Raw genomic sequence first — 12697 nt, 5'->3', positions numbered from 1 at the left:
CAGAGCCGCAACACCTGTGGCAGCCGGCTTGCCGCCGATTGGGCGGCGAAGCGCCCTTACTGCATCAGCCCTTCACCGAACGGTCGATCGATAACCCAGCCCAGTCCTGGCTCACCGGCATCACCTCCAGGCTGTTGATGTTGATGTGAGCCGGCTGATTGAGGATCCAGAAGATAGTCTCGGCGATATCCTGCGGCTGAATAGGCTCGGCACCGGCGTAGGTGGCATCATACTTGGCCTGGTCCCCACCGAACCGCACCAGCGAAAACTCGCTTTCGCACAGCCCTGGCTCAAGGTTGCTGACACGCACGCCCGTGCCACGCAGGTCACAACGCAGGCTGAGCGAGAACTGGCCGACGAACGCCTTGGTACCGCCATAGACGTTGCTGCCAGGGTACGGATAGTTGCCCGCCACCGACCCCACGTTGAGGATCGACGCCCCCCGGCCGTGGGCGATCAGGCGTGGCAGCAGCAAGCGGGTGGTGTACATCAAGCCCTTGATGTTGGTATCGACCATGGTTTCCCAGTCGTCCAGGCTGCAGTTCTGCGCCGCATCGACGCCCAGCGCAAGGCCTGCGTTATTGACCAGCCCGCGCAGCTTGTCAAAGCCCGCTGGCAGGTTGGCTATGGCGTGTTCCATGGCCTTGCGGTCACGTACATCGAGCACCAGACCGTGCACTTCGGTCTTGGCCGACAGTTCGGCGCACAGGGCATCCAGGCGATCCTTGCGCCGGCCGGTGAGGATCAGCTTCCAGCCGGCGTCGGCGAAGCGGCGAGCCGTGGCCTCGCCAAAACCGGAAGTCGCGCCAGTGATGAATACGGTGGACGTCATGCTCTGTTCCTCGCTGTGGATTATTTTCGGCAAGCTTTGCAGCATGCCCGCGACGGGCGTAGTCAGCAAGCCATCGAGGCAGTTGGTCATTTTTTGTACATTACCCGCAAAGCCGCATGGCAGAGGGTCCAGCGCGAGCTATGCGCATGTTATCCACAAGGCTTTCCCCACGGATTGGGGGCAACTTCGCCATCAGGCGGAACCCTTTCAGCCACCTACGGTCAGGATCACGCGTTGCGGTAATGGCGCACCCTTTCAAACATGCCGCTTACAGCAGTCTGTCCAAGGGTTTCGCACAGAGTTATCCACAGGCTGGTAGCCTATCGTTAGCGCTCTAAGGCGTCTGCGAAAACCCGCGCTGAATGACTCATAACAGCAACTGATCAAAATATGAACAGAATCGTGCAGGCCTTGATTTCATTGGGTTGCAGCTAGATGCCACCATGTTTTCCACAGGCGGCTCCACATTATCCGTGGACAACAATGAGCCCGTGGAAACAATGGCTTGCGTAGGGGTTGTGGCAAAGCTCAAGAAAGATATGCGACAAGTTGTCCACATTCGCCAGGTGATGCCGATCGGGGGCCGCACAGCAGCCCCGGATTCAGCTTAGTGCCCGCCAAGATAGGCGCTGCGAACCTCTTCGTTGACCAACAACTCCTGACCGGTGCCGGTCATGCGAATCTCGCCGTTCACCATGACATAAGCCCGGTCGGACAACTTCAAGGCATGGTTGGCGTTTTGCTCCACCAGAAAGATGGTCATCCCGGTCTTGGCCAGTTCGCGCAGGGTCGAAAAGATCTGCTTGACCACGATCGGCGCCAGCCCCAGCGACGGCTCGTCGAGCAACAGCAACTTGGGCCGACTCATCAGCGCACGGGCAATGGCCAGCATCTGCTGCTCTCCACCGGACATGGTCATCGCACGCTGGTTGCGCCGCTCCTTCAACCGAGGGAACAGCTCGAACATGCGTTGCATGTCCTCACTGGCATATTTGTCACCGATAGGGATGGTACCCATCATCAGGTTTTCCTCGACGCTCATGTCGGGGAACACCCGGCGCCCTTCCGGCGACTGGGCGATGCCATTGGATGCGATGTAGTGCGACGACTTGCGGGTAATGTCGGTGCCACGGTAGACAATCTGCCCCGAGGCTGCGCGCGGCTGGCCGAAGATGGACATCAGCAGGGTCGACTTGCCGGCACCGTTGGCGCCGATCAGGCTCACGGTCTCACCTTCATCGATGTGCATCGAGACCTTTTTCAACGCCTGGATCGGCCCGTAGAACACGTCCAGGTCCTTCAGTTCCAGAATGGGTGCACTCATACCAGCTCCTCTTCGTCGGCACCCAGGTAGGCGGCGATCACCGTCGGGTTGTGGCGGATATCCTGCGGCGCGCCTTCGGCGATCACGTTGCCGTGGTCGAGCACGACGATATGGTCGGAAATGCTCATGACCATGCCCATGTCGTGTTCGATCAGCACCACGGTGATGTCGTGCTCGTCACGCAGCACGCGGATCATACGGCTAAGTGCTTCGGTCTCCTGCGGGTTGAGGCCGGCCGCCGGCTCGTCCAGGCAGATGATCTTCGGCCGCGTGCACATGGCCCGGGCGATCTCCAGGCGGCGTTGCTGGCCATACGACAGCTCCCCGGCCAGGCGGTTGGCACAGTCGACCAGATCGACTACCTCCAGCCAGTAGAATGCGTGGTCCAGGGCATCACTCTCGGCCTTGCGGTAGGCCTTGGTGTTGAGCACGCCGGCCAGCAGGTTGCGGTTGACCCACATGTGCTGGGCGACCAGCAGGTTTTCCACCACCGACATTTCCTTGAACAGGCGAATGTTCTGGAAGGTGCGCGCCAGCCCCGCGCGGTTGACCAGGTGGGTGCCACCGAACATCTTGTAGTACAGGCGCGAACCAAAACGTGCCGGCGAAACGAAGTCCGCCGCCTGGAAGCGCTCACCAAGCAACTGGATGACGTTGGTATGGCTGCCGCGCACGTTCAGCTCGATGCGCCCGCCGCTGGCCTTGTAAAAACCGGTCAGGCAGTTGAACACCGTGGTCTTGCCGGCGCCGTTGGGGCCGATCAGGGCGAAGATCTGGTTACGCTTGACCTTGAGGCTGACGTCGCTGAGCGCCTTGATGCCACCGAACTGCATCATCAGGTTGTCGACCGAGAGAATGATTTCGTCGCTCATGGCGCCACTCCTTTACGCGGGACCACACCGGCGCGGCTGATGCGGATCAGCCCACGCGGTCGCCAGATCATCATCAGCACCATCAGCACACCGAACAGCAGCACCCGGTATTCGGAGAAGCTGCGCAGCAGCTCCGGCGCTACGGTCAGTACGAACGCAGCGATCACCACGCCCACGGTCGAGCCCATGCCGCCCAGTACGACAATGGCCAGAATCAGCGCCGACTCGAAGAAGGTGAACGAGGACGGGTTGACGAAGCCTTGGTAGGTGGCGAAGAACACCCCGGCGAGGCCCGCAGTGGAGGCCCCCAGGGTGAAGGCCGAAAGCTTGACCAGCACATGGTTCAGGCCCATCGAGCGGCAGGCGATTTCGTCCTCACGCAGCGCTTCCCAAGCGCGGCCAACCGGCATGCGGGTCAGCCGATGCTTGATGTACAGCACCGCCAGCACGACCAGGAACAGCACGGCATAGATGAACACGAACTTCAGATTGGCGTTGTAATCGAAGCCGAAGTACTCGTGGATCGGCACCCCGCCATCCTTGGCTCGACGGCCGAACTCCAGGCCAAAGAAGGTCGGCGCCGGGGCCGGCATGCCGTTCGGGCCACCGGTGAACGACAGCCAGTTGTTCAGCACCAGGCGGATGATCTCGCCAAAGCCCAGGGTCACGATCGCCAGGTAGTCACCGTGCATGCGCAACACCGGGAAACCCAGTATGCACCCCGCCAGAGCCGCGGCGATGGCCGCCAGTGGCAGCACACTCCAGAACCCCAGCCCCAGGTACTGATAGCCCAGCGCCAGGCCATAGGCGCCAATGGCGTAGAACGCCACGTAGCCCAGGTCGAGCAGGCCCGCCAGGCCCACCACGATGTTCAGGCCAAGGCCCAGCAGCACGTAGATCAGACCGAGGATGACCACGGTCAGCAGGTACTTGTTGGCGAAGATGGGGAAGACGATGGCGATCACGATCAGCGCCGGAATGATGTAACGCAGACGCGACTTGTAGTTCGGTGCATTGACGTGCACCCCCGAGCCGCCGCTGTCGAAGCCTTGCAACATGCGTTTGCCTGCGGCGGTCTGCAGGTACAGGCTGAGCAGGAAGCGCCCGACCATCACGCCACCGACCAGCCAGGCCACGCGGCGGGGTTCGGCATTGAAGCTATAGCCGTCGAGCACCACGCCGACGACCGGACCAAAGACAATGAGCGCGAGCAGGCCGGCGACGATGGTCTCGAGCAAGCTGCGTTTGAGATCGAAACCTTGGGTTTCGGAAACGGAGGCAGTTTTGGCAGTGGACATGTTCACACCTTAGCCACGAGCGGGCGACCCAACAGGCCTTGTGGGCGGAAGATAAGGATCAGCACCAGCAGCGAGAAGCTGAACACGTCCTTGTAGTCGGAGTTGATCAGGCCAGAGAACAACGACTCGGAAATACCCAGGATAATCCCGCCCAACATGGCGCCGGGCAGCGAGCCGATGCCGCCGAGCACCGCAGCGGTGAATGCCTTGATGCCGATGATGAAGCCGGCGTAGAAGTCGAAGGTGCCGTAGTTCATGGTGATCAGCACACCGGCAAGCGCAGCCATCACCGCGCCGATGACGAACACGTAGGAGATCACCCGGTCGGTGTTGATGCCAAGGATCGAGGCCATCTTGCGGTCTTGCTGGGTAGCGCGGCACATGCGGCCGAGCTTGGTGTACTTGATCACATAGGTGAGCAGCCCCATGCCGACGAATGCGGCAATCAGGATGAAGATCTTGGTGTAGGTCAGTTGCACGAAGCCAGTGCCCACTTCGACGCGCCAGGCGCCTTCGAGCAGGGTCGGCACGCCTTGCTGGCGGGCGCCCTGGCTGATCTGCGCATAGTTTTGCAGGATCAGCGAGATGCCGATGGCACTGATCAGCGGTGCCAGGCGGGTGGAGTTGCGCAGGGGTTTGTAGGCGATGCGTTCAATGGTGAAGCCATACACACCCGTGACGACGATGGTGAACAACAAGGTGCCCAACATCAGCAGGGGGAACGACTCGATACCGAAATAAGCCAGCAATGCCAGGCTGATTGCCGCGAGGTACGCGGAAATCATATACACCTCGCCGTGCGCGAAGTTGATCATGCCGATGATGCCATAGACCATTGTGTAGCCGATGGCGATCAGGCCATAGACCGACCCGAGGGTCAGGCCGTTGACCAGTTGCTGCAGGAAAATACCATCCATAACGCAATCTCACCTGAGCGAGACTGCACAAGCGCCGAGCACGCCAGGCCACGGATAAAGCGGCCCTCGCAGCGCAGAACCGTGCAGATCTCCGAATAAAGACAGGTACCGCAGGGGCATCGGCCCGGGCGCAGGCCCGGGCTGGCTGCCGTTGTTATTTTTGTTTTTCCAGCTGGTGGTACTTGCCGTCCTTGTCCCACTGGTAGACCACGTAGTCAGAGACAGTCAGGTCGCCTTTGCTGTCCCACTTCTTCTCGCCCATGACGGTCTGCACCGGGTTTGCCTTGAGCCACTTGGCAGCGTCTTCGCCCTTGTTCGACTTGGCGCCGTTGAAGGCAGCGGCCAGGGCTTGCAGCGAAGCGTAGGCGTAGAGGGTGTAGCCTTCAGGCTCGGTGCCGGCTTTGCGGAATTCTTCCACCACCGCCTTGCTGTCTGGCAGCATGCGCGGGTCGGCACCGAAGGTCATGTACACGCCGTCCACGTACTGGGCGCCGCCCGCGGTTGCGACCAGTTCGTCGGTGACGATACCGTCATCGGACATGAACTTGACGTCCTTCAGGCCTTGCTCGCGCAGCTGACGCACCAGCGGACCGGCTTCGGGGTGAAGGCCGCCAAAGTAGACCACGTCGGCACCGGTGGAACGGATCTTGGTCACCACGGCGCTGAAGTCTTTCTCGCCACGGGTCAGGCCTTCATACAGCACCGGCTTGACGCCACGCTTCTCCAGCTGCGCCTTGGTTGCATCGGCCAGGCCCTGGCCGTAGGTGTCCTTGTCGTGCAGCACCGCCACCTTCTTGCCCTTGAGCACATCGACGATGTAGTCACCGGCAACGATGCCCTGCTGGTCGTCACGGCCGCACATGCGGAACATGGCGCTCAGCCCGCGCTCGGTGACTTGTGGGTTGGTAGAGCCAGGGGTGATGGCGATCACGCCTGCTTCGTCATACACCTCGGAAGCTGGAATGGTGTTGGAGGAGCAGAAGTGGCCTACCACACCGATTACCTTGTCCTGATCGACCAGACGGTTGGCAACCGATACAGCCTGTTTCGGCTCACAGGCGTCATCGCCTTTGACCAGGATGATTTTTTCGCCGTTGACGCCACCGGCAGCGTTGATCTTGTCAGCTGCCGCCTGGGCACCTTTCATGTATTGCTCGCCAAACGCTGCGTTAGCCCCGGTCATCGGGCCCGCGACACCGATCTTGACGTCGGCCTGAACATACGAAGAAACACCCAGTGCCGTAGCCACGGCCAGTGCCAGGAAACCTTTCTTGTAAAACGTCTGCGACATGAGGTGGTGCTCCTAGAGTTTTTTTTGGTTGGCACTACAACTTCTCAGCCCTGTGCTCAGAGCAAGGGCCGTGCCATCGGTTTTGTCTTCCGGGAAATCACACTGTTGGGGCCGCGTCGAGGCGACCGACGGCCTTTTCTTTACTGAGTGTGCAACCGTCTGCCACGCGACAAGCGCCACCATGCGCGCAAACAAGGAGCAACCACCGAGTGCCATCATTGCAACCCTGACAAGTGTTTACGTGCAACCACCCTGTAACAGCAGACGTCACCGAAGTGCACACCCCTGGTGCGCAACTGCTACAGGCGGCACCGTTTCAAGGCTAGCTGGTGCACGGAAAAACACCTGATTTGTCTGTTTCGGCCTCTTCACACACGCACCCGCTCCCGCCGGTAACGCGTTGCCGGCAAGTTCGGCGCGTTTCCTGTGGCACAATGACCGCCATTCGCCGCTTTGGAGCCCACCCTGATGAGCGAGAGCGCATTCGCTGAGCGCATCGTGCACAACCTGCTCGACACCGACTTCTACAAGCTCACCATGATGCAGGGCGTGCTGCACAACTACCCGGATGCCGACGTGGAGTGGGAATTCCGCTGCCGCAATGGCGAAGACTTGCGCCCCTATCTGGGCGAGATCCGCAACCAGCTCGAACGGCTGAGCGAACTTACCCTCGATGATGGCCAGCTGGCCTTCCTCGAACGCATCAGCTTCCTCAAGCCCGATTTCCTGCGCTTTCTGCGCCTGTTCCGTTTCAACCTGCGCTATGTGCAGGTTGGTATCGAGGGCGACCAGCTGTACCTGCGCCTCAAAGGGCCCTGGCTGCATGTGATCCTCTTCGAAGTCCCGCTGCTGGCCATCATCAGCGAAGTGCGCAACCGCCACCTGCACCCACGCATGCGCCTGGCCGAGGCCCGTGACCAACTTTACCGCAAGTTCGACTGGCTACAGGCGCATGCCAGCGCCGACGAACTGGCCGAACTGCAAGTGGCCGACTTCGGCACCCGCCGGCGTTTTTCCAGCCGCGTGCAGGAGGAGGTGGTGCGGGTACTGCGCGATGACTTCCCGGCCCGCTTCGTCGGTACCAGCAACGTCGATTTGGCATGGAAACTGGATATCAAGCCGCTGGGCACCATGGCCCACGAATGGATCATGGCCCACCAGCAGCTCGGCCCGCGGCTGATCGACAGCCAGATCGCCGCCCTGGACTGCTGGGTCCGGGAGTACCGCGGCCTGCTCGGCATCGCCCTGACCGACTGCATCACCATGGATGCCTTCCTCAGCGATTTCGACCTGTACTTCGCCAAGCTGTTCGACGGCCTGCGCCACGACTCGGGTGAGCCGGTGGCCTGGGCGGAAAAGGCCATCGCCCATTACCAGAGGTTGGGGATCGACCCGATGACCAAGACCCTGGTGTTCTCCGACGGCCTCAACCTGACCCGCGCGCTGCAGATCTTCCGTGCCCTGCGCGGGCGCATCAACGTCAGTTTCGGCATCGGCACCAACCTGACCTGCGACATCCCCGGCGTGGCGCCGATGAATATCGTGCTTAAAATGACCGACTGCAACGGCTCGCCGGTGGCGAAGATCTCTGACGAGGCCGCCAAGACCCAGTGCCGCGACGAGAACTTCGTCGCCTACATGCGTCACGTGTTCAAAATCCCCAGCAAGGAGTAACCCATGCAAGCCGTTCAGCAAGAGATTGCCCAGGCGCTCAACGTGCAGCCGCCGTTCGCAGACGCCGCTGCGCTCGAGGCCGAAGTCGCCCGGCGCGTGGCGTTCATCAAGGATTGCCTGGCCAACGCCCGTCTCAAGACCCTGGTACTGGGCATCAGCGGGGGCGTCGACTCGCTGACTGCCGCCCTGCTCGCCCAACGCGCCATCAACGAGTTGCGCGCCGAAAGCAGCGACCCGGCCTACCGCTTCATTGCCGTGCGCCTGCCGTACCAGGTACAGCATGACGAGCACGACGCCCAGGCGTGCCTGGAAGTGATCAACGCCGATGAAGTGCACACCGTTGATATTGCACCTGCCGTGCGTGCGCTGGCCGCAGAGGTGCAAGCATTGAAAGACGGCTCGCCGTCACTGGTGGACTTCGTCGTGGGCAACGTCAAGGCGCGTACGCGCATGGTCGCGCAGTACACCATCGCTGGCGCCCGCGCTGGCCTGGTGATCGGCACCGACCACGCCGCCGAGGCAGTGATGGGCTTCTTTACCAAGTTTGGTGACGGTGCCTGCGACCTGGCCCCGTTGAGCGGCCTGGTGAAGAACCAGGTGCGGGCCATTGCGCGCAGCTTTGGGGCGCCGGAATCGCTGGTGGAGAAGGTGCCTACTGCGGATTTGGAAGACCTGGAACCAGGCAAGCCTGACGAGGCGTCGCATGGCGTGACCTACCAGCAGATCGATGCATTCCTGCATGGGCTGCCGGTTGAGCAGGAAGCGTTCGACATCATCGTCGCCACCTACCGCAAGACCCAACACAAGCGCGAACTGCCGTTCGCACCGTGAGACCTCTGGGGCCGCTTTGCGGCCCTTTCGCGACACAAGGCCGCGCCTACAGGACTGTAGGCGCGGCCTTGTGTCGCGAAGGAGGGCAAAGCCCTCCCCTGCTTTCAAGCTGTCATTACTTGACTACAACCTTGCCCTTCATCATCGAGATGTGGCCGGGGAAGGTGCAGAAGAAGCTGTAATCGCCACCCGCTTCCAGCTTGGAAGTGTCGAACTTCACTTCGGTTTCTTTCTCAGGTGCACCGATCATCGCGGTGTGGGCGATGATGTTGGCGTTGTCTTCCTTCAGATAGCCTTTGTCGATGCCTTGGCTCATGCCTTCAGTGGCAATGGCCTGCATGTCGGCAGTCTTGCTGATCACCAGATTGTGGCCCATCACGTTTTTCGGCAGGTTGCCGGAATGGGTCAGCTTCACGGTGAACTCTTTGCAGCTCTTGTCGACGGTGAATTCCTTGGTGGTGTAGGACATCTGGTCAGTCGAGTCGACAGTTACCGAGCACTCGGCGGCGAAGACGGAGGCGCTGGCGAGGGTCAGCAGGGATACCGCTACAGCTTTCGCAAACATCATGAATCTCCTTGGCAGGGTTTTATCAATTGCGAGACTGCCTGAAACCGTTCAGCCCCTTGCTGACATGCATCAAAGGGTGTCAAGTGGCCAGCCAGTTGAATTGTTCAATGGATTGTATACAACCAATCTAAGGGCACATCATGCCCTTTTAATGGACGATGGGACAACCTCTCATTCAGGAGCAACTGCAATGGCCCTCTCAAGTTTCATGAACAGCCTGCTCGCCGCCTACGCCCACGGGGCCAGCGGTGCGATCTGTGAATTCTCCCGCCCGGAGTGACAACTGCCTTCGAACATTAAGGCCAGGTTTGTTTGATGCGAATGGACTCAACTAGAAGTCGCGTGGTTTTCTCGGCCTTGGCGGCGAAGTGGGTCGACAAGAAGCCTGATTGACCCAGAGGCTTTTGGGACCGCTTTGCGGTCCTTTCGCGACACAAGGCCGCTCCAACATCGACCGCGCTGCCAAATGAATTGTGCTTGCGCGGACATTGCAGGAGCGGCCTTGTGTCGCGATGGGCTGCAAAGCAGCCCCAAGAATCAATCAGCGCGGAATGACAGGCTGGCGCGGCTTCTTGCTGCCTTTGCCACCACCTTTTGCCGCTTCCTTGCGTTCCTTGGCCGCCTGCTGGTTGCGGGCGAACGCTTCAGCCTTGGCCTTCTCACGCTTGTCCCACGGCTTGCTGCCGTCACTGCCACGCGGCGGCAAACCGGTGTGCTGGGTGAGGATCTTCTGATCCTTGCCCACCTTGTGGCTGCCGGCCGGCGTCGAGTTCTTGCGCCGTGCACTCTGGTAGGTGTCGGTCTGCGGCTGGTGCAGCGGGATCAACTGATGCTTGCCCGGGCCAATGAGGTCGGCACGGCCCATACGCTCCAGGGCCTCACGCAGCATCGGCCAGCCCTTCGGGTCGTGATAACGCAGGAACGCCTTGTGCAAGCGGCGCTGCTCGTCGCTCTTGACGATCTCAACGCCTTCACTCTTGTAAGTGACCTTGCGCAGCGGGTTCTTGCCCGAGTGGTACATGGCTGTGGCCGAGGCCATGGGCGACGGGTAGAACGCCTGCACCTGGTCGGCGCGGAAGCCGTTGCCCTTGAGCCACAGGGCGAGGTTCATCATGTCTTCGTCGGTGGTGCCTGGGTGCGCAGCGATGAAGTACGGGATCAGGTACTGCTCTTTGCCCGCCTCTTTCGAGTACTTCTCGAACATGCGCTTGAAGCGGTCGTAGGAGCCGATGCCGGGCTTCATCATCTTGTCCAGCGGGCCACGCTCGGTGTGCTCCGGGGCAATCTTCAGGTAACCGCCCACGTGGTGGGTGACCAGCTCCTTGACGTACTCCGGCGATTCCACTGCCAGGTCATAGCGCAGGCCCGACGCAATCAGGATCTTCTTCACACCCGGCAGGGCGCGTGCCTTGCGATACAGCTCGATCAGCGAGCTGTGGTCGGTGTTGAGGTTTTCGCAGATGCCCGGGAACACGCACGACGGCTTGCGGCAGTGCTTCTCGATCTCCGGGCTCTTGCAGGCGATGCGGTACATGTTGGCCGTCGGCCCGCCAAGGTCGGAGACCACGCCGGTGAAGCCAGGCACCTTGTCACGCATCTCCTCGATTTCATGCAGGATCGACTCGTGGGAGCGGTTCTGGATGATCCGGCCTTCGTGCTCGGTGATCGAGCAGAAGGTACAGCCGCCGAAGCAGCCACGCATGATGTTCACCGAGAAGCGGATCATCTCGTAGGCCGGGATGCGCTCCTTGCCGTAGGCCGGGTGCGGAATACGGGCATAGGGCATGCCGAACACGTAGTCCATTTCCTCGGTGGTCATTGGAATGGGTGGCGGGTTGAACCACACATCCACTTCGCCGTGCTTCTGCACCAGCGCACGAGCGTTGCCCGGGTTGGTCTCCAGGTGCAACACACGGTTGGCGTGGGCGTAGAGCACCGGGTCGTTACGCACCTTCTCGAACGATGGCAGGCGGATCACCGACTTGTCGCGGGTCATGCGCGGGCTGTCGAGGATCTGCACGACCTTGGCTTCGTTCGGGTCTTCCTGGTCGCCCTTGGCCTGCTCGATGGCGCAGGCCTGGGTGTCCTGGGTATTGACGTACGGGTTGATGATCTTGTCGACGCGGCCAGGGCGGTCGATGCGGGTCGAGTCGATCTCGTACCAGCCCTCGGGCGTGTCACGACGCACGAATGCGGTACCGCGCACATCGGTGATGCTTTCGATGCTCTGGCCACTGGACAGGCGCTGGGCGACCTCGACGATCGCCCGCTCGGCGTTGCCGTACAGCAGGATATCCGCGCTGGCGTCGATCAGGATCGAATGGCGAACCTTGTCCTGCCAGTAGTCATAGTGGGCGATGCGGCGCAGCGATGCCTCGATGCCACCGAGCACGATCGGCACGTGCTTGTAGGCTTCCTTGCAGCGCTGGCTGTACACCAGGCTGGCGCGGTCAGGGCGCTTGCCGGCCATGCCGCCCGGGGTGTAGGCATCGTCAGAGCGGATTTTCTTGTCTGCGGTGTAGCGGTTGATCATCGAGTCCATGTTGCCCGCCGCGACGCCGAAGAACAGGTTCGGCTCACCAAGCTTCATGAAATCGTCTTTGGACTGCCAGTTCGGCTGGGCAATGATGCCCACGCGAAAGCCCTGGGCTTCCAGCAGGCGGCCGATGATGGCCATGCCGAATGACGGATGATCGACGTAGGCATCACCGGTCACGATGATGATGTCGCAGGAATCCCAGCCGAGCAGATCCATCTCCTCCCTGCTCATCGGCAGGAAAGGTGCTGGCCCGAAGCATTCGGCCCAGTACTTGGGATAGTCGTAGAGTGGTTTGGCTGCTTGCATGTCAGTGACCGGTTCTGTTGTGCAGGGAAATCGCGGGCGCGGAATATAGCACAAAATTTGACCAAATCCGACTGCCTTCGTGGGGATTGGCGGGTGGGGCGACGGTTGGGGCGGGAAGCGCCACGTGGCTGGCTTGGGGGTTTGTGGTTGGGTCGCCAGTATTTACCAAAACAGTTTCGGCGCCGATGAGATCGGGACGGGCCCAAGGATCAGAGCGACTGCCCGCAGGAAACCCGTACCCGCTC

At 61.1% G+C, this 12697-nt stretch carries 10 protein-coding genes; 2 read left to right on the top strand and 8 right to left on the bottom strand.

Annotated features, from left to right (window positions below; translation table 11 throughout):
• Positions 1 to 64: 64 nt before the first annotated feature.
• The 6 genes from EGJ09_RS19495 to EGJ09_RS19470 form a co-directional block, all read right to left on the bottom strand.
• On the bottom strand, positions 65 to 832 hold the full coding sequence (locus EGJ09_RS19495; RefSeq protein ID WP_046787874.1) for an SDR family oxidoreductase: 768 nt from the start codon (positions 830 to 832) through the stop codon (positions 65 to 67).
• 607 nt (positions 833 to 1439) lie between these two features.
• Positions 1440 to 2156: an ABC transporter ATP-binding protein gene (locus EGJ09_RS19490; RefSeq protein ID WP_012316454.1), complete on the bottom strand. Its 717-nt coding sequence runs from the start codon at positions 2154 to 2156 to the stop codon at positions 1440 to 1442.
• Positions 2153 to 3028, bottom strand: a complete 876-nt coding sequence (locus tag EGJ09_RS19485; RefSeq protein WP_012316455.1) for an ATP-binding cassette domain-containing protein — start codon at positions 3026 to 3028, stop codon at positions 2153 to 2155. The genes EGJ09_RS19490 and EGJ09_RS19485 overlap by 4 nt, the downstream gene beginning before the upstream one ends.
• Complete coding sequence (gene livM, locus EGJ09_RS19480; RefSeq protein ID WP_125924575.1) at positions 3025 to 4326, bottom strand: high-affinity branched-chain amino acid ABC transporter permease LivM; 1302 nt, start codon at positions 4324 to 4326, stop codon at positions 3025 to 3027. Before livM ends, EGJ09_RS19485 begins: the two co-directional genes overlap by 4 nt.
• Positions 4327 to 4328: 2 nt before the next feature.
• Positions 4329 to 5243 carry a branched-chain amino acid ABC transporter permease gene (locus EGJ09_RS19475; protein WP_012316457.1) on the bottom strand — a complete coding sequence of 305 codons (915 nt, stop codon included), beginning with the start codon at positions 5241 to 5243 and terminating at the stop codon, positions 4329 to 4331.
• A 154-nt stretch (positions 5244 to 5397) separates the two neighbouring features.
• A complete protein-coding gene (locus EGJ09_RS19470) occupies positions 5398 to 6534 on the bottom strand; it encodes a branched-chain amino acid ABC transporter substrate-binding protein (protein WP_012316458.1) in 1137 nt (378 codons plus the stop codon).
• Between the two features lie 468 nt (positions 6535 to 7002).
• Between EGJ09_RS19470 and pncB the strand changes: the two genes are divergently transcribed.
• Both pncB and nadE read left to right on the top strand, forming a co-directional pair.
• Positions 7003 to 8208: a nicotinate phosphoribosyltransferase gene (gene pncB, locus EGJ09_RS19460; RefSeq protein ID WP_046787811.1), complete on the top strand. Its 1206-nt coding sequence runs from the start codon at positions 7003 to 7005 to the stop codon at positions 8206 to 8208.
• A 3-nt stretch (positions 8209 to 8211) separates the two neighbouring features.
• Positions 8212 to 9039: an ammonia-dependent NAD(+) synthetase gene (gene nadE / locus EGJ09_RS19455; RefSeq protein WP_012316460.1), complete on the top strand. Its 828-nt coding sequence runs from the start codon at positions 8212 to 8214 to the stop codon at positions 9037 to 9039.
• Positions 9040 to 9154: 115 nt separating this feature from the next.
• On the opposite strand, the gene azu is transcribed toward nadE, so the two are convergent.
• Both azu and EGJ09_RS19445 read right to left on the bottom strand, forming a co-directional pair.
• Complete coding sequence (gene azu, locus EGJ09_RS19450; protein WP_042111778.1) at positions 9155 to 9604, bottom strand: azurin; 450 nt, start codon at positions 9602 to 9604, stop codon at positions 9155 to 9157.
• Positions 9605 to 10148: 544 nt separating this feature from the next.
• On the bottom strand, positions 10149 to 12452 hold the full coding sequence (locus tag EGJ09_RS19445) for a YgiQ family radical SAM protein (protein ID WP_046787809.1): 2304 nt from the start codon (positions 12450 to 12452) through the stop codon (positions 10149 to 10151).
• Between the last annotated feature and the right edge of the window lie 245 nt (positions 12453 to 12697).

The sequence above is a fragment of the Pseudomonas sp. p106 genome, from assembly GCF_003936645.1.
GTDB lineage: Bacteria > Pseudomonadota > Gammaproteobacteria > Pseudomonadales > Pseudomonadaceae > Aquipseudomonas > Aquipseudomonas putida_E.
Note: the sequence above shows the minus strand (reverse complement) of the source record. Positions and strands in the feature narration are given on the sequence as shown.

Bases quoted from the DNA above. Each gene is read 5' to 3' on its own strand.
- EGJ09_RS19485 (WP_012316455.1), bottom strand. From the start codon at position 3,028: ATGAGCGACGAAATCATTCTCTCGGTCGACAACCTGATGATGCAGTTC.
- EGJ09_RS19475 (WP_012316457.1), bottom strand. From the start codon at position 5,243: ATGGATGGTATTTTCCTGCAGCAACTGGTCAACGGCCTGACCCTCGGG.
- EGJ09_RS19490 (WP_012316454.1), bottom strand. From the start codon at position 2,156: ATGAGTGCACCCATTCTGGAACTGAAGGACCTGGACGTGTTCTACGGG.
- EGJ09_RS19470 (WP_012316458.1), bottom strand. From the start codon at position 6,534: ATGTCGCAGACGTTTTACAAGAAAGGTTTCCTGGCACTGGCCGTGGCT.
- pncB (WP_046787811.1), top strand. From the start codon at position 7,003: ATGAGCGAGAGCGCATTCGCTGAGCGCATCGTGCACAACCTGCTCGAC.
- livM (WP_125924575.1), bottom strand. From the start codon at position 4,326: ATGTCCACTGCCAAAACTGCCTCCGTTTCCGAAACCCAAGGTTTCGAT.
- nadE (WP_012316460.1), top strand. From the start codon at position 8,212: ATGCAAGCCGTTCAGCAAGAGATTGCCCAGGCGCTCAACGTGCAGCCG.
- azu (WP_042111778.1), bottom strand. From the start codon at position 9,604: ATGTTTGCGAAAGCTGTAGCGGTATCCCTGCTGACCCTCGCCAGCGCC.
- EGJ09_RS19495 (WP_046787874.1), bottom strand. From the start codon at position 832: ATGACGTCCACCGTATTCATCACTGGCGCGACTTCCGGTTTTGGCGAG.
- EGJ09_RS19445 (WP_046787809.1), bottom strand. From the start codon at position 12,452: ATGCAAGCAGCCAAACCACTCTACGACTATCCCAAGTACTGGGCCGAA.